General features: G+C 71.7%; 14 protein-coding genes and 1 riboswitch. Of the genes, 3 read left to right on the top strand and 11 right to left on the bottom strand.

All coding sequences use genetic code 11. From position 1 onward, the window contains the following. Positions 1–14: 14 nt before the first annotated feature. Both HAV39_RS19735 and HAV39_RS19730 read right to left on the bottom strand, forming a co-directional pair. Complete coding sequence (locus HAV39_RS19735) at positions 15–2,459, bottom strand: ribonucleoside-diphosphate reductase subunit alpha (RefSeq protein WP_373311735.1); 2,445 nt, start codon at positions 2,457–2,459, stop codon at positions 15–17. A gap of 375 nt (positions 2,460–2,834) precedes the next feature. Next, positions 2,835–3,024, bottom strand: a riboswitch (cobalamin riboswitch). A 177-nt stretch (positions 3,025–3,201) separates the two neighbouring features. Then, a complete protein-coding gene (locus tag HAV39_RS19730) occupies positions 3,202–3,678 on the bottom strand; it encodes a rhodanese-like domain-containing protein (RefSeq protein WP_191840661.1) in 477 nt (158 codons plus the stop codon). Positions 3,679–3,773: 95 nt separating this feature from the next. On the opposite strand from HAV39_RS19730, the gene ftrA reads away from it, so the two are divergent. Beyond that, a complete protein-coding gene (ftrA, locus tag HAV39_RS19725) occupies positions 3,774–4,757 on the top strand; it encodes a transcriptional regulator FtrA (RefSeq protein WP_191840660.1) in 984 nt (327 codons plus the stop codon). A gap of 83 nt (positions 4,758–4,840) precedes the next feature. Here the strand turns inward: ftrA and HAV39_RS19720 are convergent, their stop codons facing one another. Beyond that, entirely contained in the window at positions 4,841–6,868 is a 2,028-nt protein-coding gene (locus HAV39_RS19720) for an AfsR/SARP family transcriptional regulator (protein ID WP_191840659.1), read from the bottom strand. A 190-nt stretch (positions 6,869–7,058) separates the two neighbouring features. Here HAV39_RS19720 and HAV39_RS19715 point away from each other — a divergent pair, with 190 nt between their 5' ends. Together HAV39_RS19715 and HAV39_RS19710 are read left to right on the top strand one after the other, a co-directional pair. Then, positions 7,059–7,931 carry a M23 family metallopeptidase gene (locus tag HAV39_RS19715; RefSeq protein WP_191840658.1) on the top strand — a complete coding sequence of 291 codons (873 nt, stop codon included), beginning with the start codon at positions 7,059–7,061 and terminating at the stop codon, positions 7,929–7,931. Positions 7,932–7,972: 41 nt separating this feature from the next. After that, positions 7,973–8,752, top strand: a complete 780-nt coding sequence (locus HAV39_RS19710; protein ID WP_191840657.1) for a M23 family metallopeptidase — start codon at positions 7,973–7,975, stop codon at positions 8,750–8,752. Positions 8,753–8,863: 111 nt separating this feature from the next. Here HAV39_RS19710 and HAV39_RS19705 read toward each other — a convergent pair whose 3' ends face one another. From HAV39_RS19705 to HAV39_RS19670, 8 genes are all read right to left on the bottom strand, one after another. Beyond that, positions 8,864–9,733, bottom strand: coding sequence for a phytoene/squalene synthase family protein (locus HAV39_RS19705; RefSeq protein ID WP_191840738.1), 870 nt, complete (start codon positions 9,731–9,733; stop codon positions 8,864–8,866). A 207-nt stretch (positions 9,734–9,940) separates the two neighbouring features. Next, entirely contained in the window at positions 9,941–13,876 is a 3,936-nt protein-coding gene (locus HAV39_RS19700; protein WP_191840656.1) for a ThuA domain-containing protein, read from the bottom strand. Between the two features lie 237 nt (positions 13,877–14,113). After that, complete coding sequence (locus tag HAV39_RS19695) at positions 14,114–15,118, bottom strand: sugar phosphate isomerase/epimerase family protein (protein WP_120316609.1); 1,005 nt, start codon at positions 15,116–15,118, stop codon at positions 14,114–14,116. 115 nt (positions 15,119–15,233) lie between these two features. Next, positions 15,234–16,472 carry a Gfo/Idh/MocA family protein gene (locus tag HAV39_RS19690; RefSeq protein WP_373311732.1) on the bottom strand — a complete coding sequence of 413 codons (1,239 nt, stop codon included), beginning with the start codon at positions 16,470–16,472 and terminating at the stop codon, positions 15,234–15,236. Between the two features lie 53 nt (positions 16,473–16,525). After that, entirely contained in the window at positions 16,526–17,581 is a 1,056-nt protein-coding gene (locus HAV39_RS19685) for a substrate-binding domain-containing protein (RefSeq protein ID WP_191840655.1), read from the bottom strand. Positions 17,582–17,693: 112 nt separating this feature from the next. Next, complete coding sequence (locus HAV39_RS19680; protein WP_191840654.1) at positions 17,694–18,782, bottom strand: ABC transporter permease; 1,089 nt, start codon at positions 18,780–18,782, stop codon at positions 17,694–17,696. Between the two features lie 67 nt (positions 18,783–18,849). Further along, the gene (locus tag HAV39_RS19675) at positions 18,850–20,433 is read right to left on the bottom strand and encodes a sugar ABC transporter ATP-binding protein (protein WP_373311731.1); all 1,584 of its coding nucleotides are present in this window, start codon (positions 20,431–20,433) and stop codon (positions 18,850–18,852) included. Positions 20,434–20,578: 145 nt separating this feature from the next. Then, positions 20,579–21,766, bottom strand: coding sequence for an ROK family transcriptional regulator (locus HAV39_RS19670; protein ID WP_120316612.1), 1,188 nt, complete (start codon positions 21,764–21,766; stop codon positions 20,579–20,581). Positions 21,767–22,004: the final 238 nt, after the last annotated feature.

The raw sequence follows: 22,004 nt of genomic DNA, 5'->3' as shown, positions 1-22,004 counted from the left end.
CTTGGTATCGGTGGTCACTGGCAGGCCTCGCAGATCTCGGGGTTTTCCAGGTTCAGGTTGATCAGGCTGGACGCTTGGCGCAGCGGCTGCCCGCCGCCCGACGCCGCGCCGTCGCCGCCGAGCAATGCCGCCGCATCGTCCGAGCTCACGCCAGGTGTGGCGTTAAGAAGGTGCCCTTCCTCCACGGAAACCGATGGGAAGGTGCCCTTCCTTACTGTTGTCTGCGCGATGGCGGTGGCGGGGCGGGAGCGGAGGTAGTAGGTGGTTTTCAGGCCCTTTCGCCAGGCGTAGGCGTACATCGAGGAGAGTTTGCCGATGTCGGGGGAGGCCATGAAGAGGTTCAGGGACTGGGACTGGTCGATGAAGGGGGTGCGGGCGGCGGCCAGGTCGATCAGGCTGCGTTGCGGGAGTTCCCAGGCGGTGCGGAAGCGCTTGCGCAGTGCGGCGGGGATCTCGGCGATGTTCGCGACGGAGCCCTCGGCCGCGAGGATGCGCTCGCGCAGGGCGGGCGTCCACAGGCCGTGCGCCTTGAGTTCGTCGACCAGGTAGCGGTTGACCTGGAGGAACTCGCCGGACAGGGTCTCGCGCTTGAAGACGTTGGCCACCGGCGGCTCGATGCACTCGGCGCAGCCGGCGATCGAGGCGATGGTGGCCGTCGGCGCGATCGCGATGAGCAGCGAGTTGCGCAGACCGGTGCGGGCGACCTTGGCGGCCAGCTCGTCCCACGCCCACGGGCGGGTGCGGGTCGCGTCCGGGTAGTGGTCGGGGTGCAGGACGCCACGGGCGGCGCGGGTATCCGCGTACGACGGGTGCACGCCCAGTTCGGCGGCGAGATCCGCGCTGGTGTCGTAGGCGGCGAGCGCGATCTCCTCGGCGAGGCGGGTGGACAGCGCCAGCGCCTCGGGCGAGTCGAAGTCCAGGCGGAGCTTGGCGAACACGTCGGCCAGGCCCATCACACCCAGGCCGATCGGCCGCCACCGGTTGTTGGCCCCGGCCGCCTCGCCGGTCGGGTAGTAGGAGAGGTCGATGGTGCGGTCGAGCACGCGTACCGCCACGCGCACCGTGTCGCGCAGGGCGTCCCAGTCGACGCCGTCCGGGCCGAGGTGGGCGGCCAGGTTGACCGAGCCGAGGTTGCACACCGCGGTCTCGCCGTCGCTGGTCACCTCCAGGATCTCGGTGCACAGGTTGGACAGGTGCACGGTGTTGCCGGGCACCGCGGTCTGGTTGCAGGCGCGGTTGGCGGCGTCCTTGAACGTCATCCAGCCGTTGCCGGTCTGCGCCAGGGTGCGCATCATGCGGCCGTACAGCTCCCGGGCAGCGACCGTGCGCACCGCGCGACCGGCGGCCTCCGCGGCCCGGTAGGCGGCGTCGAACTCGTCGCCCCACAGGTCGACCAGCTCGGGCACGTCCTTCGGGTCGAACAGCGACCAGCTCGCGTCGGCCTCGACCCGGCGCATGAACTCGTCCGGCACCCAGTTGGCCAGGTGCAGGTTGTGGGTGCGCCGGCTCTCCTCGCCGGTCGAGTCGCGCAGCTGCAGGAACTCGTCCAGGTCGGCGTGCCAGGTCTCCAGGTAGACGCAGGCCGCGCCCTTGCGGCGGCCGCCCTGGTTGACCGCGGCGACGCTCGCGTCGAGCGTGCGCAGCCACGGCACGATGCCGTTGGACAGCCCGTTCGTGCCGCGGATCAGCGACCCCCGGGACCGGATCCGGCTCCACGCCACCCCGATGCCCCCGGCGTACTTCGACAGCCGCGCGATCTGGCCGTAGCGCTCGTAGATCGATTCCAGCTCGTCGCGGGGCGAGTCCAGCAGGAAGCAGCTGCTCAGCTGCGGACGCCGGGCGCCCGCGTTGAACAGGGTCGGCGAGCTGGGCAGGTACGCCAGCCGGCTGAGGATGGCGTACAGCCGGGCCACCTCGGCGGTGCTGCCGGCCAGCCGCCGGCCGGCCGTGCCCGCGTCGCCGACCTCGCCCATCAGGCCGCAGGCCACCCGCAGCAGGAACTGCTGGGGCGTCTCCAGCACCTTGCGCGTCACCGGGTGCCGCAGCAGGTAGCGGTCGTAGACGGTGCGCAGCCCGAAGTATTCGAAGCGCTCGTCGGCGGCCGGGTCGACGAGCTCCCCCAGCTCGTCGGCGTGCCTCGCGACGAACGCGGCCAGGTCGTCGGCGAGCAGCCCGGCGGCGTGCGCGGCACGCACGGAGCTCGGGAAGTCGGTCACGCCCTGGGTGGCCGCCTCCGCGGCGACGTGCACCGTGAGCAGGCGGGCCGCGAGGCGGCTGTACGACGGCTCCTGCGCGACCAGGGCGGCGGCCGTCTCGATGGCGCGCAGCCGCAGGTCGGCCTCGGTCGCCCCGGGCCAGACGCCGGCCGCCACGGGGTTCAGCACGGTGGTGTGGTCCACGTCGGGCAGCCCCCGCGCGGCTGCGGCGAGCAGGCCCGCCAGCGACGTCGTGGGCGTCACGGCCGCGCTCGCGGCCGTCGTGCCGGCTGCGCCGAGGCCCGTGTCGGCTGTGCCCGCGGCGGCATCGGCCGCGGCACCGGTGGTGCCGTGATAGGTGGTGCTGGTCAAGGCGTGCGCTCCCCCTCGTCGAAGCGCGGGAGAGCACGCGAACAGCGACCACCCCGATGGCCCAGGGTGCGTGCCGTCCACCGTGGACCATCCCGCGCGGCCCGGTGTCCCGTCCCTGCCCACGCCGACGGATCCCCGGTTCCCCGGCGGTCGCGAGTGCGACGCTGCGGGACCGGGTCCGGCCCTGTACGCCGCGTGGCGGCGTCCGGGCTCGGGCGCGGATGGATCGGGGCGCGTCGCGGAATGGTCCGCGGCGCGCACGCCGGCAGGTCTTCGGGCTCATGGGCACGGCCGGGCCGCACAGCTGGACGCCGTGCTGCCGTGGACCCCCTACGCCGTCGCTTCCCAGGCCGGACCGGCCCAGTGCTGTCCACACCCCTCTTCGCGGGAGGAGCGCGGGACGGCTTCGTTCCCATTCACCGCTGCGGGGCAGCTCCGGAATCGCACCGGATTCCCTCTGCGCGGGCCGCCCTGCGGCAGCTCGCGCGCACCCCGAGACCCGGTCCCGAGGGGGACCGGAGGGGTGGACCAGCGATGTCCTCACACTACATCTAGTGGCACTCCGGTGAAAGCGCCCCCATATAGGCTCGGCGTGTCGTCAATGGCCCACCCTCACCGATGTCGATGCGCCGGTTCAGCAGGCGCAGGCCGCACCGCTCGCGGGAGCCGTCAGCGGGTCCACATCGTGCTTGCGGAGCCCGAGGAACGTCTGCGTGTCGAAGCCCTCGCGCACCCAGTACTCGTACCCGCCGAGCATCTCCTTGACCTGGTAGCCCAGCCGGGCGAAGGCCAGCGCGGCCCGGGTCGCGCCGTTGCAGCCCGGCCCCCAGCAGTAGGTGACCACGACGCTGCCGGCCGGCACGACCTCGGCGGCGCGCGCCGCGATCTGCGCGGTGGGCAGGTGCACCGCGCCGGGCAGGTGGCCCTGCTCCCAGGCCTCCAGCGAGCGGGAGTCGACGAGCACGAACCCGGGCGTGCCCGAGGCCAGGTCGGCGTGCACGTCGGACACGTCGGCCTCGAACGACAGGCGGGCGGCGAAGTGGGCGGCGGCCACGTCGGCGGCGGCCGGGGGCGTGCTGAGCACGGCGGAGGTGGTGACTGCGGTGGACATGCGCGGCTCCTTCTGGTCGATCGCTGACTCCATCCTGTCGAGCAGGCGGGACGCTCAGAAGTGGCGAGAACGCCGCTGTCCGCTAAGATCTCGCCATGCGTACGCCGGTGGCACTGGAGACCCGCACCCGGCACCGGATCGCGGTGCTGGCCTTCGCCGGGATGGCGCCCTTCGAGCTGGGCTGCGTCGTGGAGGTGTTCGGCCTGCCCCGCCCCGAACTCGACCTCGCCTGGTACGAGCTCGACGTCTGCGCCGAGTCCCCGGAGCCGCTGCCGGCCGTCGGCGGCTTCTCGATCACCGCCCGGCACGGCCTAGATGTGCTGGCCGCCGCCGACACCGTGATCGTGCCCGGGGTCGCGGACGTGCGCGCCGAGGTCTCCCCCGCGCTGGTCGAGGCGCTGCGCGCGGCTGCGGCCCGGGGCGCGCGGATGGTCTCCATCTGCTCCGGCGCGTTCGCGCTGGCCGCGGCGGGCCTGCTGGACGGCCGCGCGGCCACCACGCACTGGAAGTACGCCCCGCTGCTGCGCGAGCGGCACCCGCTGGTCGAGGTCACCCCTGACGTGCTCTACGTCGACACCGGCCAGGTGATCACCAGCGCGGGCAGCGCGGCGGGCCTCGACCTGTGCCTGCACCTGGTGCGCCGCGACCACGGGGCGCAGATCGCCAACACGGTGGCCCGGCGGCTGGTGCTGCCGCCGCACCGCGACGGCGGGCAGGCGCAGTTCATCGAGCTGCCGGTGCGCGACGTGATCGACGACGACGGGGTGGCCCGCGCCATGGCCTGGGCGCTGGACCACCTGACCGAGCCGCTCACGGTGAACCTGCTGGCCGCGCACGCGCGCATGTCGCCGCGCAGCTTCCTGCGCCACTTCGCCCGGCACACCGGCACCAGCCCGATCCGCTGGCTCATCGACCAGCGGGTGGCGGCGAGCCTGCCCCTGCTGGAGACCTCGGACTCCCCCGTCGAGCAGGTCGCCGCCGCCGTGGGGTTCGACTCACCGGCCACCTTCCGACACCACTTCAGCCGGTGCATGCGCACCTCGCCGTCGTCGTACCGGCGGACCTTCCGCGGCCGCTGACGTCCTCGCAGCCAGGCGTGGTCCGGAGGTTAAAAAGGTGCCCTTCCTCTACATATAGCGATAAGAAGGTGCCCTTCCTTGCTTCACAGGGGGGTGCGGGAGAACTCGACGGTGGACTGGAGGCGGCGGGCTTCGGCCAGGTAGGCGTCGGACAGGCCGAAGCGCTCGTCGCCGCGGTGGAGTTCGCCGAGGCGGCGGGCGGTCTGCGCCTGGGCGCGGCGGTCGCCGATCCGCTCGAAGATCTCCAGGGCCTGGGTGAGCCGCTGCACCGCGACCTCGGGCGCCTCCAGCTCGGCCAGGTCGGTCAGGCAGTACGCCTCGCAGTGCGCGTCGCCGAGCACCGCGAACCGGTCCAGCGCCGCGATCAGGTCGGCCCGCGCGTGGGCGGGATCGCCGCTGCGCAGCCGGACCAGGCCCAGCTGGCGGGTCAGCAGCGCGGCCCGGTGCCCGTCGCCGATCTCCTCGGCGATGGCCAGCCCGGCGGTGAAGTCGCGGTACGCCTCGGCGAGGTCGCCCTTGGCCAGCCACACCATGCCCAGGGCCCCGCGCGAGTACGCCTCCCCGTGCCGGTGCCCGAGCAGCCGGTAGGCCTCCAGCGCCTGCCGGTAGCAGTCCAGCGCCTCGTCGTGCTCGGACCGGATGCGGTGCCCGGTGCCCAGCCCGGCCAGTGCCGCGGCCTGCCCGCACAGGTTGCCCAGCCGGGCGAACAGCAGCCGGGACCGGCTGAACGCCTCCGACGCCTCCTCGTAGTGGTCCCGGTAGAGGTGCAGCTGCCCCAGCCCGCGCAGGGTCACCGCCTCGCCGAGCAGGTTGCCCTGCGCCCGGCAGGCCGACAGCGCGGTGCGGTGCGTCTGCTCCCACTCGGCGGTGTGCCCGCCCATGTCGCACCAGGCCACCATGGCGTGGGCCAGCTCCCAGGCCAGATCGGACAGCCCGTTGGCCGCGGCCGCCTCGACCGCGCCGAGCAGCGCCTCCCGTTCGGTCGCGAACCAGCGCACCGGATCGTGGCACAACTCCGCCGCGCCGGGCACCGGCCAGCGCGCCGCGACGGTGACGCCGGGGCCGAACACCTGCGGCGGCAGGCCGGTGGCGGCGCGTTCGGCCAGGGCCAGGTAGCCGCCGAGCGCGCGGGTCAGGGCCGCGCCGATCGCCTCCCCCGGCAGGTCCGGGGCCAGCAGCCCGACCAGCACCGGCAGCCCGTAGCGCGGCTGGTCCAGCTCGTCGGTGCCGGTGGGCCGCAGCAGCCGGGCCCGGTCGAGCGCGTCGAGCACCTCCGTCGCGTCAGGCCGGTCCAGCAGCGCGGCCGGCACCCACGCCGGGGTCGCGGCGATGCCCAGCTGGGCCAGGCCCCGCAGCACCAGCGCGGCCGCGCCGTCCAACCGGGCGCCCAGCACCGCCGGGCCCTCCTGCTCGACCAGCAGCGTCCGGTGCAGGCGGCGCAGCGGCTCGCCCGGCTCCACGCCCAGCTCCTCGGTGAGCGTGCGGCGCGCGGTGGCGTACGCCGACAGCGCCTCGGCCCGGTGCCCCGCGTCCCGCAACGCGGTCACGAGCAGCAACCACGCCTCCTCCCGCAGCGGCTCCTCGGCGACCAGCCGGCGCAGCTCGTCGACGGCCGCCGCCGGCTGCCCGGCCTCGATGCGCAGCCGGGCCCGGGTCTGCCGGACCGACCGCCGGCGCTCCACCAGCCGGTCGATCTCCGCGCGCCACAGCGGCGACGCGGGCAGGTTCTCCACCGGCTCGCCGCGCCACAGGTCCAGGGCCGCGTCGAGGCTGGCCGGGTCGCCGCCGCGCGCATACTCCTCGAAGCGCAGCAGGTCCAGCTCGGCGCAGTCCAGCTCCAGCCGGTATCCCGGCGCCTGGCGGCGCAGCCGGTCCTCACCCAGCCGGGTGCGCAGCGCGCTGACGTAGGTCTGGACGTTGGCCAGCGCGGACCGGGGCGGGTCCTCGCCCCACAGCACCTCGATCAGCTGGTCCACCGACACGGTGCGGCCGTGGTTGAGCGCCAGGGTGGCCAGCAGCTGCCGCGGCTTCACGCCGCCCACGGGTGCGTCGGCGCCGCCCAGGGTCAACTCGAAGGAGCCCAGGATGCGCAGTTCCAGCCGGTCCGACATCGTCCAACCACCCACACGATCCGTGATCGATCGCCTGAGCCTACGCGTGCTCGACTGATCGGACCAGAGCACTGAGCTGAACGGCTGTAGTGGTTCTGGAGAAACGTTGGAGCGCTTGTCGCGACGCTGTGGTCACCCCGCGCAGTATCGGGCTTCCTGTTCCACCACCCCACGGAAAGGAACCGTCCATATGCGACCCATGAAGCTGCTGTCCGGCATCGCCGCGCTGATCCTCGGCGTGGCGGGCTCGGTCCTGCTCGGCAGCCCGGCCCACGCCGCGCCCGCCTTCCAGCTGCCCTTCCCCTGCGGCCAGACGTGGAACGGCAACAGCAGCAACAGCAGCGCCCACGTCTCCTGGGAGATCGACTTCAACCGCGGCTCCACCGCCACCGCCGACCTCGGTGACACCGTGGTCGCCGCCGCCGCGGGCACCGTCGAGGTCTCCGCCCACCAGGGCTCCGTCAACGGCTACGGCAACCTGATCGTCATCGACCACGGCGGCGGCTACTTCACCTACTACGCCCACCTCGACACCCGCGCCGTCACCGCGGGCCAGGCGGTGCTGCGCGGGCAGGCCATCGGCTCGGTCGGCAACACCAGCAAGCCGGGCAACGGCATCTCGCCGCACCTGCACTACGAGGTGCGCTACCCGGACCGGTCGCAGTCGCACATCATCAAGGCCGTCTTCAACGGCAGCACCTTCGGCTACGGCTCGGCCAACGTGACCAGCAACAACTGCGCCACCTCATACGACCCGGCGGCCGAGTGCGGCAGCGGGTTCCAGATCATCGACTCGGTGAAGCTGGGCACGGCGGGCACCACCAACCTGCTGTGGAAGGGCTCCACCGGCCAGAACTGCGTCATCACCCTCAAGATGGCCAGCGTCGGCACCCCGACGACCACGAGCGCGTTCCTGGAACCGCAGGGGTCGAGCAGAACCACCGACTCCGGCAGCTTCTCCTACTACGCCGGGCCGGTCATCCGCACCGCGCCAGGCTGCGTGAAGTGGGGCGGCAGCGCCGGCGGCACCAGCTACACCTCTGGTTTCGAACACTGCGCCTGACCCTGCGCCCCCCGCACGCACCTCACCCGATAGGAGAACCGATGCACCTCAAGCGTGTCCTGGGCCTGGCCCTGGCCGCCGTGACCGTAGGCGCGGCCGTCCTGGTCGAAGCCTCCCCGGCGCTGGCCGCCCCGACCTTCAAGGTCCCCTTCCCCTGCAACCAGGTGTGGTCGGGGCAGACCCGCACGAACCACAGCCCTGCCAACGCCATCGACTTCAACCGCACCGACGACACGGGCGACCCCGTCGTCGCCAGCGCGCCCGGCACGGTCGACGTGGTCACCAATCTCGGTGACACCAGCTACGGCAAGTACGTGCGGATCAACCACGGCAGCGGGTACACCACGTACTACGCGCACCTGAACTCCTTCGCGGTGTCCGTCGGCCAGACCGTGAAGTACGGCACCGTGATCGGATACGTCGGCACCACCGGCGGGTCGACCGGCCCGCACCTGCACTACGAGCAGCGCTCCGGCGGCTCCGCCATTCAGGTCAAGTTCAACGGCGTGACCGCGCTCTACTGGGGCACCAAGAACTACACCAGCGACAACGGCTGCGGTGGTGGGGCGGCGCAGGGCACCGTCAACACCGCGGGCTCGCCGCTGACCGTGCGCTCCGGCCCCGGCACCGGCTACTCCTCGGTCGGCACCGTGAACGACGGCGCGACCGTGGCCATCCAGTGCCAGACCACCGGCACCACGGTCACCGGAACGTACGGCACCAGCAACATCTGGGACCGGATCGGCTCCGGCCGCTTCATCTCCGACGCCTACGTCTACACGGGCTACGACGGCTTCATCCCCGGCGTCCCCCGCTGCTGAGAACAAAGGAAGGGCACCTTCTTAACGCTCCGCGTTGTAGAAGGTGCCCTTCTTAACGCCTGACCGGCTTTGAGCTGCGGTCGAAGACCGCTGCGGGTAGGGCGCCGCGCGTCAGCCCCGTAGGGCCCGGACGAGGAGGCGGGCGCGGCGGTGGACCGGGACGACGGCGCGGCGCGTGAACACGTCGTGGCCGGCGTGCTCGATCTCGTCGAGGATCGCGCCGTAGAGCAGGTAGGCCGCGCGGACGCAGGTGCGGGACTTGCCGGGCAGCAGGTCGAGGCCGGGCCGGGCGGCGGCGTAGTGGCCGCGGGCGCGACTGATCTCGTAGGCGACCAGGCTCCTGAGTCGCGGGGTGGCCCGGCGCCGCGCGGCGGCGGTGCGCAGGTCGGCGACGGTGACGCCGAACCGGGCCAGGTCGTCCTGGGGCAGGTAGACGCGGTCGCGGGCGAGGTCCTCGGCGACGTCGCGCAGGAAGTTGGTCAGCTGGAACGCCAGACCGAGCTGCCGCGCGGGCTCCCGTGCCGCGACGGCGTCGGCGGGGCCCAGGATCGGCAGCATCAGGGTGCCGATCACCGCCGCCGAACCCTCCATGTACGACAGCAGCGCCGGGTAGTCGGCGTAGCGGCGCACGGTCAGGTCCATCGCCATGCTGTCGAGGAACGCCGCGAAGTCGGCCGGGTCCAGCTCGAACACCTCGGCGGTGTGCAGCACGGCGGGCAGCAGCGGATCATCCACTGGCTCGCCGCGTTGCCCGGCCAGGAAGCGCCCGGACCAGTCGCGCAGCCGCCGGGCGCGGTCCTCAGGGGTGCCCGTGTCGGTGCGGTCGACGATCTCGTCGGCATACCGGGCGAAGCCGTACAGCGCGTGCACGTGGGGGCGCTTCCAGGCGGGCAGCAGCCGGGTGGCGAGGTAGTAGCTGCGGCCGTGCCGGCGGTGCAGGTCCCGGCAGTGGCGATATGCCGGGGCGAGCTCGGCGGCGATCGGGGCGGTGTCGGCACGACCGCTCGCCACACCCGCCTGCCACACCGCCGCTGCTCCCCCACACCCCTGCCGCCCGCGCATCCGCCCAGGCCACCGCAGATCCTAGGCCCGTAACGCCCCCACCCTGCCACCGGGCGGCCAGGGGCGTCAGGAAGGGCACCTTCCATAACGCGGAGCGTCACGAAGGTGCCCTTCCTTCACCTCAGGTCAGGAGGGGTAGACCTCCAGTTCCCAGAGCGAGTAGCCCCAGGCGGTGGCCCGGGTGGTGCCGTTGATGCGCAGGTAGCGGCCGCTGCCGGTGAGGCCGGTCAGGTCGTCGACGCCGCCGTCGCCACCGGTGACGGACCGGATGGTGGTCCAGGTGGTGCCGTCGGGCGAGGTCTGCACCTGGTACGCCGACCCGTACGCGCCCTCCCAGGTGAGCTTCACCCGGGAGATGCCGTACGTCTGGCCGAGGTCGACGCGGATCCACTGCGGGTCCGCGAACGCGCTCGACCAGCGGGTGGCGGTCGCGTTGCCGTCGACCGCCGCCGAGCCCGGGTAGGCCGCAGACTCGGTGCTGGAGGTCAACGTCGGCTTGTTCAGGGCCACGTTGGTCGGCTGCGGCGGAGTCGTGCCGCCGCCGTAGACCTCGAACGCGAACAGCGAGTAGCCCCAGGCCGTGGCGCGGGTCGTGCCGTTGACGCGCACGTACCGGCCGGTGCCGGTCAGGCCGGTGAGGTCGTCGACCCCGCCGTCCCCGCCGGTCACGGACCGGATGGTGGTCCAGGTCGTCGCGTCGTTCGAGGTCTGCACCTGGTACGCCGACCCGTAGGCCGCCTCCCAGGTCAGCTTCACCCGGTTGATCGTCTTCGCCGAGCCGAGGTCCACGTAGATCCACTGCGGGTCGCTGAACGCGCTGGCCCAGCGGGTGCCCGCCTGGCCGTCCACCGCGGCCGAGGCCGGGAAGGTCGCGTTCTCGGTGCTGGACGCCACCGCGGGACGGTTCAGCGCCAGGTCACCGCCCGGGTCCGGCGGCTGGGTGCCGCCACCGCCGAAGGTGAACTCGTCGATGTCGAACAGCGAGCCCGCCGCGCCCTTGAACACCAGGTAGAGCGTGTTCGTGCCGCTCGGTGGGGTGATCGTGCCGCTGACCGTGACCCAGTTGGCCCAGCCCCCGGTCGGCGCGACCGTCAGCGTGCCCGCGAGCGGACCCGTGGTCGAACCGGCCCGGAACTCGATGGTGCCGCCCGCCCCGGCCGAGGCGACCCGCGCCGAGACGGTGCTGACCCCGGCCAGGTGGTACGGCGTGAACGACAGCCAGTCCCCGTTGTCGATGTAGCCGACCGCGGAGCCGCCGTTGGCCCCGGCGTTCGCGCTGGGCTGGATGCCCTGGCTCGCGCCGAAGTGCTCGGCCTGGCGCACCCGCGGCTGCGCCACGTTGGTGGCGTGGGTGGTCAGCGCGGGCTGGCCGTTCGCGCCGTTGTCGGTGTACTCCGCGTCGAACACCCCGAAGATGTTCGCCGCGGTGTCGTGCTCACCGTCCTGCGTGGTCTGGATCGTTCCTGAGCAGCCGTTCTTGCTGGTGACCGGGTGACCGTGGGTGTCGTGGCCGAGGATGTAGCTGACCTTGACCCGGCTGCAGTCGATGGTCGCGTCCTCGGCGTCGGTGACCGTCACCGAGTAGCTGACCAGGTCGCCGAAGCTGAACACCTGCCCGTCGGCGGGCGTCGTCAGCGTCACGACCGGGGCGGAGTTGCCCACGGTGATGACGACGCTGGCGTTGCCCGACTTGCCCGTGCTGTCGGTCACGGTCAGCGTCGCGGTGCGCTGGCCGACCGTGGTGTACGTGAAGCTCGGGTTCGCCGCGGTCGAGTCGACCGTGCCGTTGGTGTCGAAGTCCCACGCGTACGTGAACGGGTTGCCGTCCGGGTCGTAGGTGCCCGCCGAGGAGAACGTCACCGCGAGCGGGGCTCCGCCCGAGGTGCGGTTGGCGGCGGCCACGGCGACCGGCGGGCGGCCCTGGCGGGCGTACTCGATGCGGTAGAGCGCCGAGTTGGCGTCGCCGCCGAACCACGAGGTGCCGTAGTCCAGCACGTACAGCGCGCCGTCGGGGCCGAACTCCATGTCCATGACCTGGGTGCCGGTCCACGGGAACGGGTTGATCTTCAGGTGGTTGCCGGCGCTGTCGATCACGAAGTTCTTGATCCATCGGCCGCCGAACTCCCCGTGGAAGTACGTGCCGTTGTAGTAGGCCGGGAACGCCACGGGCGAGGTGTTGTTCGGGTCGTACCGGTAGACCGGCCCGCCCATCGGCGCCATGCCGCCGCCGCCCATGTCGGCCGGGGTGCTGCCGTTGTACGGCACCCACGCGGGCTTGAGCGGGGGCAGCTGGGTGATGCCGGTGTTGTTCGGCGAGTTGTTGACCGGCCCGCCCGCGCAGTTGTACTTCGGCAGCGACGGACCCGACGGGAACGTGTACTCGTTGTACGCGTCGCCGAAGCTGGAGCAGTACGGCCAGCCGTAGAAGCCCGGCGAGGTGATCCGGGCGATCTCGACCTGTCCGGCGGGGCCGCGGTTCGGGTCGGCGGTGCCCGCGTCGGGGCCGTAGTCGCCGAGGTAGACGACGCCGTTGGCCTTGTCCACACTCATCCGGAACGGGTTGCGGAAGCCCATGGCGTACACCTCGGGCCGGGTGTTGGCCGTGCCCGGCGCGAACATGTTGCCCGCCGGGATGGTGTAGCCGCCCGCCGCGGACGGCTTGATGCGCAGCACCTTGCCCCGCAGGTCGTTGCTGTTGGCCGCGGTGCGCTGCGCGTCGTAGGCCGGGTTGCGGTCGGTGCGCTCGTCCAGCGGCGAGAAGCCCGCCGAGTCGAACGGGTTCGAGTCGTCCCCGGTGGACAGGTACAGGTTGCCCTGGGCGTCGAAGTCGATGTCACCGCCGACGTGGCAGCACATGCCGCGGCTGGTCGGCACGTCCAGCACGGTCACCTGGCTGGCCGGGTCGATGGTGTTGTCGGCCCGCACGGTGAACCGGGCCAGCCGGTTCACCCCGTTGAACGGCGCGAACTGCGCCGCCGTGCCGGTGGACGGGGCGTCCCCGGCGGGCGTGGACAGCGGTGGCGCGTAGTACAGGTACACCCACCGGTTCACGGCGAAGTTCGGGTCCGCCTTGACGCTCTGCAGGCCCTCCTCGTCGTGGGAGTACACGGCCAGCGTCAGCGCGACCTTGGTGTTGCCGTTGACGTCGGTGTGCCGGACCACGCCGTCGCGGGAGGTGTGCAGCACCCCGCGGTCGGGCAGCACGGTCAGGCCCATCGGCTCGCCCGTCTCGGCGACCCCCTTGGCCAGCGTGACCTGGTTGAAGTTGCTGCTCACGGTCGCCGTGCAGTCGGCCGCCACGGCGCCCGCCGCGGTGCGGATGCCGCCGAGCAGGTGCGCCCGGAAGTTCGCCTCCGCGTAGCTCTCCTGGGTGTGGCCGCCGCCGGTGTACCAGGCCCGGCCGCCGTCGTAGTTCTGGCACCACGCGATCGGGTGGTCGACGCCCATCGTGCCGCCGCTGTACGACGTCTCGTCGAGGGTCGCCAGCACGTGCGCCTTGCCGCGCACGTTGGACTGGTAGGCGTACCACTCGTCGAACCGGTTCCAGCGCTCGGGCAGCGAGACCGTCGACGGGTGGACGTGGTCGGCCACCTTCACGGTCGCGTTCGCGGGCGCGGGGTGGTTCGCGAAGTAGGCGCCGACCAGGTTGCCGTACCACGGCCAGGTGTACTCGGTGTCGGAGGCGGCGTGGACGCCGACATAGCCGCCGCCGGCCCGGATGTAGCGCTCGAACGCCGACTGCTGCGTCGCGTCGAGCACGTCGCCGGTGGTGGACAGCCAGATCACGGCCTTGAAGCGGGCCAGGTTGGCGTCGTTGAACTGGGCCGCGTCCTCGGTCGCCTCGACCGCGAAGTTGTTCGCGGTGCCCAGGGCCTGGACGGCGGCGATGCCGGCCGGGATCGAATCGTGCCGGAAGCCTGCGGTCTTGGAGAAGACCAGCACGGTGAAGTCCGGTGCGGCACTCGCGGTGCCGGGCCAGGCGGCGGCCGCGGTGACGGCGAGCGCTGTGGACAGCAGCACGCCGAGCAGCCTTCGTCGCCTAGAATGGCGGACGGTGGGCATGGCTTTCCTTCCTGTGCAGACGGAAGGGGCCGTGCGCCGATCACGTCCCCCGGGGGCGAACACGGGGGTCCGTGCTCGGAGGAACTCACCCGTTGCGAGGCGGGTGCGGTGCGCTTGCTGGCTGTGCAGTTGTGCGGTGGTGCGGCCGTGCCGCGGCGCCGGGCTTGGCGCCGGTGGCACGGGTGGAACGGGCCCGCCGGCCGTCACGTGGGAGCAGCGGCCGGCGGGGGCCGAGGCTCAGTCCGAGCTGAAAGCCGCGTCGAACGAGGCGGTGGGCGGGTCGAACAGCAGGCCGCGCACGAACTCCAGCGCCTGGGGAGCTCCCACGAGCCGGTCCATGCCCGCGTCCTCCCACTCGATGGAGATCGGGCCGGTGTAGCCGATCGAGTTGAGCGCCCGGAAGCAGTCCTCCCACGGCACGTCGCCGTGGCCGGTGGACACGAAGTCCCAGCCCCGGCGCAGGTCCGCCCACGGCAGGTGGGAGGACAGGATGCCGCGGCGGCCGTCGCCCATGCGCACCTTCGTGTCCTTGCAGTCCACGTGGTAGATGCGCTCGGCGAAGTCGAGGATGAAACCGACCGGGTCGCAGCCCTGCCACACCATGTGCGACGGGTCCCAGTTCAGGCCGAACGCGGGCCGGTTGCCCAGCGCGTCCAAGGTGCGGCGGGTGGTGTGGTAGTCGTACGCGATCTCGCTGGGGTGCACCTCGTGCGCGAAGCGCACGCCGACCTCGTCGTAGACGTCGAGGATCGGGTGCCAGCGCCGGGCGAACTCCTCGTACCCGGCGTCGATCATCGACTGAGGGACCGGCGGGAACATGGCCACGAAGTGCCAGATCGGCGAGCCGGTGAAACCGACGACGACGTCCACGCCGAGCTTGGCCGCGGCGCGGGCGGTGTCGGCCATCTCGGCGGCGGCACGCTGCCGTACGCCCTCCGGCTCGCCGTCGCCCCAGATGCGGGCGGGCAGGATGCCCTTGTGCCGCTCGTCGATCGGGTTGTCGCAGACCGCCTGGCCGACCAGGTGGTTGGAGATCGCGTAGACGCTCAGCCCGTACTTCTCCAGCTGGGCGCGCTTGCGCGGGATGTAGGTCTCGTCCGACAGCGCCTTGTCGACCTCGAAGTGGTCGCCCCAGCAGGCGATCTCGAGGCCGTCGTAGCCCCACTCGGACGCCAGTCGGCAGACCTCCTCGAACGGAAGGTCCGCCCACTGGCCGGTGAACAGGGTGATGGGTCGAGGCATGATGTTCGCTCTCCGATCATGTGCGGGAGTGCCGGTGCGTCGAACGGAAGTCGTTGGGCGAGAGGGCCGGTCGGTCGGCGTCCGACCGGCCCTCCCACGTTCGGTGCCGGTGCGGTCAGGCCGCGACCGGGACGGCGGGCTGCGCCACCTGCGTCCAGGCGGACCCGGACGCGGCGGAACTCTGCACCGCCTCGAGCACCAGCTGCACCCCGAGGGCTTCCTCGAAGGACGGGTGAGGGTCGGTGCCCTCCGCCACGGCCTGCACGAAGTCGCGCATCTGGTGGGTGAAGGAGTGCTCGTAGCCGATGATGTGGCCGGGCGGCCACCAGGCGGACAGGTACGGGTGCTCCGGCTCGGTCACCAGGATCCGGTTGAAGCCCTGCTCCGCGGCCGGCCTGGTCGCGTCGTAGAACTCCAGCTCGTTGAGGCGTTCCAGGTCGAACACCAGCGAGCCCAGCGAGCCGTTGATCTCGACCCGCAGGCCGTTCTTGCGGCCCATGGCGAAGCGGCTGGCCTCGTACGTGGCGATCGCCCCACCGGACAGCCGCGCCGTGAACAGCGCGGCGTCGTCGACGGTCACCTGGCCGAAGGCCTGGCCGTTGCCGGCCGAGGTGGCGGCCAGGCCGCTCGTCTCGCCCGGGATCGGCCGCTCCTTGATGAACGTCTCGGTGAGCGCGCTCACCCCGGTGATCTGCTGGCCCGTGACGTACTGGGTCAGGTCGATGATGTGCGCGCCGATGTCGCCGAGCGCGCCGGACCCCGCCCGCTCCTGCTGGAGCCGCCAGACCAGCGGGAACTGTGGATCGGTGATCCAGTCCTGGAGATACACGGCACGCACGTGGCGGATCACCCCGAGCCTGCCGGCGGCGACCATCTGACGCATCAGCGCCGCCGCCGGCACGCGCCGGTAGTTGAACCCGCACAGCGTACGAATACCCGACTCCCGCGCCGCGGCTGCGGCATCGACCATCGCCCGGGCTTCCGCCACGGAGTTCGCCAGCGGTTTCTCGCACATGACGTGCTTGCCCGCGGCGAGCGCGGCGATGGTGATCTCCGCGTGGCTGTCGCCGGGCGTACAGACGTCGATCACGTCGATGTCGTCCCGGGCGATCAGTTCCCGCCAGTCCGTGACGTAGCCGTCCCAGCCGAGCTTGTCAGCCGCCTCGGACACCTTGGCCTCGTCACGGCCGCAGACCGCCGCCATCCGGACCCGCAGGGGCAGGTCGAACGCGCGGTTCACGGTGCGCCACGCCTGTGAGTGCGCGGCGCCCATGAACGCGTAGCCGACCATGCCGACCCGCAGTGTCCGCGCTGCGGACAAAGGGGGGCGAGTCTTGTTGTCGTTTGTGGACACGGGGTGGGCTCCTCCGTTACCGAGCCCGCTGGTGCGGGCGAACCATGTCGGGCTTAGAAACCGAGCTTCAGGTACGTGCTCGCGTTCTCTTTCGTGATCGTCTCGGAAGCCAGGATGACCTCCTTGGGCACCTGCAGCTCGACCAGGTCGGACATGCCCCGGCCCTGGGCGATCAGGCGGGCCAGCGAGATCGCCGACGACGCCATGGACGGGCTGTAGGTGACCGTCGCCTTGAGCACGGTCTTGTCGGCGGCGATGTCCTCGATGGCCTTCTTCGAGCCGGCGCCGCCGACCATGAAGAACTCGCTGCGGTTGGCCGCCGTGATCGCGGCCAGCACGCCGATGCCCTGGTCGTCGTCGTGGTTCCACACGGCGTCGATCTTCGGCAGCGCCTGCAGCAGGTTCTGGGCCTCCTTCTGGCCGGAGTCGGCGGTGAAACGCGCCGCACGACGGTTGGCCACCGTGAAGCCGTAGGTGGCCAGCGCGGCCTTGAAGCCCGCGCTGCGCTCCTGGGTCAGCTCCAGCTCGTCCATGCCGGCGATCTCGCCGATGATCGGGCTGGCCACGTTCTTGGCCTTGAGCGCCTTGCCGATGTAGTGGCCGGCGGCCACGCCCATGCCGTAGTTGTCACCCTTGATCTGCAGGCGGTACGCCAGCGCGTCGGGGAAGGCGCGGTCGAGGTTCACGACCGGGATGCCCGCCTCCATCGCCTTGAGGCCGAACGCGTTGAGCTCCTTGCCGTCGTGCGGCAGCAGCACGATCACGTCGGGCTTCTCGGCGATCAGGGTGTCCAGCGCGGCGCGCTGGGCGGCGGCGTCCTTGCCCGCCTCGACCTGCTTGAAGGTGACGTCCTTGTACGCCCCGGCCTGCGCCTTGGCGTTGTTGGTGATCGCCGCGATCCAGCCGTGGTCGGCGGCCGGGGCGGAGAAGCCGATCGTGACCGCCTTGCCGGCGGCGGTGTTCGGGTTTTCGGTGTCGGCGCCCTTGGTCTGCGCCGGGGTCGGCGTCTGCTCGTTGCTGGTGCAGGCGGTGAGCAGAGCGCCGGCGGCGATCGCCGTGCCACCGAAGAGAAGCCGGCGGCGGGACGTGTCCGGAATCGGGTTGGTCATCACGACCTCCTGGTCGTCGCGAGGGTGCATTCGGTCCGGCGACCGTCGCGTTCGACGGTCGCCCCAGGTGGAGCGGGCTGTGCGGTGATGGAACCTTTTACACAGGGAGCGGTCAGGTCTGCGGTTTCGCCCGGGTGAGACCGTGCCTTCGGGCGAACTGCGTGATGGACGAGAACCGCACCTGCTGGAGAAGGACCGCGACCACGATGATCGCGCCCTTGACCATGTTCTGGACCTCGGTGGGCAGGTTGGCGATGGCGAACAGGTTGGTGATCGCGGAGAACACGATCACGCCGAACAGCGAGCCGACGATGGTGCCGCGGCCGCCGGACAGCAGCGTGCCGCCGATGATCGCGGCCGCGATCGCGTCGAGTTCGTAGAGTTCGGCCGCGGCCGCCTGGGACGAGGTGGCGAGCGAGGTGAGCATGATCGCGGCGATGCCGCAGCACAGGCCCGAGAGCGCGTACAGCAGCATGGTGTGGCCGCGGACGTTGATGCCGGCCAGGCGGGCCGCCTCGGCGTTGCCGCCGATGGCGACGGTGCGCCGGCCGAAGGTGGTGCGGTTGAGCAGCACCCACCCGAGCCCGGCGACCACCAGCAGGATGATGACCAGCAGCGGGATGCCGCCGATCCGGGTGGTGGCGAGGCTGTTGATGAACTGGTCGGCGGAGATCTGGGTCTGCTTGCCGGAGATCTGCGCGGCCAGACCGCGCGCCGCGACCAGCATCGCCAGGGTGGCGATGAAGGGCACCAGCCGGCCGTACGCGATGAGCGCGCCGTTGACCAGGCCCGCGCCGATGCCGACGGCGACCGCGGTGAAGATCATGCCGACCGGGCCGAAGCTCTGCGTGGCCAGGGTGGTGGCCCACACCCCCGACAGCGCGATCAGCGCGCCGACGGACAGGTCGATGCCGCCACCGATGATCACGAAGGTCATGCCGACGGTGACCACGCCGATCGCGGCCGCCTGGGTCAGGATGACCATGATGTTGTTGACGACCCAGTCCGCGTCGCTGTAGAGGTCGGGCCGGATGTACGCGCCGATCGCGAACAGCGCCAGCAGCACCCCGACCAGGCCCAGGTTGCGCCGCAACGGCTCCTGCGCCTCGTCCTTCCACCAGCTCGTCCCACCGACGGCCGGAGCATGGGGCGCGGGACCTGCCACCTCTTGCTCCACCTTCTGTTCGCTGGACACGCTCATGCCCTCTCCTCGCTTCGCTCGTCGGCGGCATGAATGCCGAGCCCACTGGTTCGCTCGCGTTGCTCGCTCACGCGGCCACCTCTTCAGTCGTCGCGGCGGTCAGCGATCCCGCCATCACCAGATCGAGTACGTCCTCTTCACTGAGCTCGGTCGCGGGTGCGGTGCGCACCACCCGGCCCTCGCGCATGACCAGCACCCGGTCGGACAGCCCGAGCACCTCCGGCACCTCGCTGGAGACCAGCAGCACCCCGACGCCGTTCGCGGCGAGGTCGCGGATCACCTGGTAGAGCTCCGCCCGCGCGCCCACGTCCACGCCCCGGGTCGGCTCGTCGAGCAGCAGCAGCCGGGTGCCGCCCAGCAGCCACCGGCCGACGACCACCTTCTGCTGGTTGCCGCCCGACAGCGTGCGCACGGCCCGGCGCACGTCGCGGGGGCGCAGTTCCAGCTGGTTCGCGACCCGCATGGCCTCGGCCTGCTCCTTGCCGGTGTCGGTGAACCCGGCCGTCGCGTACGAGCTGAAGTTGGTCAGCGTCATGTTGCGGTAGATCGGCTGGCCGAGCAGCAGCGCCTGGCTCTTGCGCTCCTCCGGGGCCATGCCCAGGCCCGCCCGCACCGCCGCGGCGACGTTGCCCGGCGGCAGCCCGCGCCCGTCCATGACCACCGTGCCGGCCTCGGCCTGGCGTGCGCCGAACACGGTCTCCAGCAGCTCCGAACGGCCCGAGCCGACCAGGCCCGCGATGCCGACGATCTCGCCGGAGTGCACGTCGAGGTCGACCCCGGTGAACTCCCCGGAGCGGCCCAGCCCGCGCACCTCCAGCAGCTTCTCGCCCGGCTCGGTGTCCGGCCGCGGCGGGAAGACGTACTCGATGGAGCGGCCCGTCATCCGGCTCACCAGGTCGCGCGTCGGCGTGGTGCGGGCCGGCAGGTTGACCGCCGAGGTGCGCCCGTCCTTGAGCACGGTGACCCGGTCACCGATCTCGCGGATCTCCTCCAGCCGGTGCGAGATGTAGACCACGGCGATGCCCTGCGCGGTCAGCTCCCGGATGATCCGGAACAGGTTGCCGACCTCGTCGTGCGCCAGGACCGCGCTGGGCTCGTCCATGATGATCAGCTTGGCCGAGTGCGAGAGCGCGCGGGCCATGCTGACGATCTGCTTGCCCGCCGCGGGCAGGGACTTGACCAGCCGGTGCGCCGGAATCTCGCCGTGGCCGAGCCGGCCCAGCAGCTCCCGGGCCTGGCGCGCGGCCTGTCCCCTGTGCACGAAGCCCAGGCTGCGCGGCTCGTGGCCGAGGTAGATGTTCTCCGCCACCGACAGGTAGTCGACCAGGTCGAGCTCCTGGTAGATGGTGGCGATGCCCGCCTTCATGGCGGCCTGCGGTCCACTGAACGCGACCTGCTCGCCCAGCCACTGCACGTCGCCCTCATCGGGGCGGTGCACCCCGGCCAGCACCTTGATCAGCGTGGACTTGCCGGCGCCGTTCTGCCCCAGCAGGCAGTGCACCTCGCCCGCGCGGACCTCCAGCTCGACGCCGTCGAGGGCGCGTACGCCGGGGAAGGTCTTGACCACACCGGACAGCCGCAGCACCACCTCGCCCGCGCCCGCCTCGGCCGCCGCAACCGGCTGCTCGCTCATGCTCGACTCCTCGCTCATGCCCGCTCCTCGCTGCGCTCGTCGACGGCATGAGCCGCCCTGAGCCTCCGGATTCGCTCGCTCATGCCCGCTCATGCCCGCTCCTCGCTGCGCTCGTCGACGGCATGAGCCGCCCTGAGCCCCGGGATTCGCTCGCTTCGCTCGCTCATGCTTGCTCGAAGGCGATCTCACTGGCCAGCACCGCGGCACCGGCCACGCCGGCGCGGGGACCCAGCTCGGACAGCACCAGTGGCAGGTTCCCGGTGGCCAGCGGCAGCGACCGCCGGTAGACCACGCTGCGGATCTCGGCGAGCATGATGTGGCCCAGCTGGGCCAGCCCGCCGCCGATGACGATCATCGAAGGGTTCACGAAGCTGACCAGCCCGGCCAGCACGGTGCCGATGCGTCGGCCGCCGTCGCGGATCAGCTGCACGCAGACCACATCACCTTCGACCGCGGCGATCGCGACGTCCATCGCGGTGACCACGCCGTTGGTGGCCAGCCGCTCGGCCAGCGCGGGCGAGGTGCCCGAGCGGGCCGCGGCGGTGGCCTCGCGGGCCAGCGCGGCGCCACTGAAGACCGCCTCCAGGCAGCCGATGTTGCCGCACGAGCAGACCGGACCGTGGCTGTCGACCTGGATGTGGCCGATGTCGCCGGCGCAGCCGTCGGTGCCCCGGTAGACCTCGCCGCCGAGGAAGACGCCGCAGCCGATGCCGGTGCCGATCTTCACGAAGAGGAAGTTGTCGACGGAGTGCGCCACGCCCGCGTTGCGCTCGCCCACCGCCATGATGTTCACGTCGTTGTCCACCACGGCCGGGCATCCGTGTTCCCGCGTGAGCAGCTCGCGCACGGGGAAGCGGTCCCAGCCGGGCATTATGGGCGGGGAGACGGGCACGCCGTCACGGAAGCTGACCGGGCCGGGCACGCCGATGCCGATGCCGTCGAGGTGCGTGAACGCGCCCTCCACCTTGGCCTTGGCCAGCAGCTCGTTGACCCGCTGCAGGGTGACCTTCGGGCCGCTGCGGATGTCGGCCGTCTCGCTGTAGTGCGCGACCGGCTCCAGCCGCCCGTTGGTCACCTCGACGTCGATCGACGTCGCGCCCAGGTCGACACCCGCGAAGCGCATGCCGGGGTTCAGCTCCACCAGCGTCGAGCGGCGACCGCCGCGCGACTCCGCCGGACCCGCCTCGGCGACGTGGCCGCCGGCGACGAGCCGGTCGAGCTCGCCGAGCAGCCGCGGACGCGGGATGTCCAGCCGGTCGGCGAGTTCCGCGCGTGACAGCGCGCCCTCGTCCCGCAGCAGCCGCAGCACTCTGACGTGCAGCGGGTCCCAGAGCGTCCGCGCGAGGCTCATCCGCTCGTTCCTCCGACCTGATAGGACGCCACCGATGTGGTGTGTCGCACAGGTTACGAGCTTTCGACAATCGTGTCCATAGCTTCTCGCTGAATCTGCATAACTTTTGTTTGATCTAGCAGAAGTTGGCCATGACCCTCCAGAACACCCCCTCCCCTAGCGCGCAAGTCTTAAAAAGTCGCGGTCTCATAACGGTCTCCACACCGCGACTCCGCCAGAGTTGCGGACGGCATCCGTG

The sequence above is a fragment of the Catellatospora chokoriensis genome (assembly GCF_011297315.1).
GTDB classification, from domain to species: Bacteria; Actinomycetota; Actinomycetes; order Mycobacteriales; family Micromonosporaceae; genus Catellatospora; species Catellatospora citrea.
The sequence above is the reverse complement of the archived record's forward strand: the minus strand, read 5'-3'. Positions and strand labels throughout refer to the sequence as shown.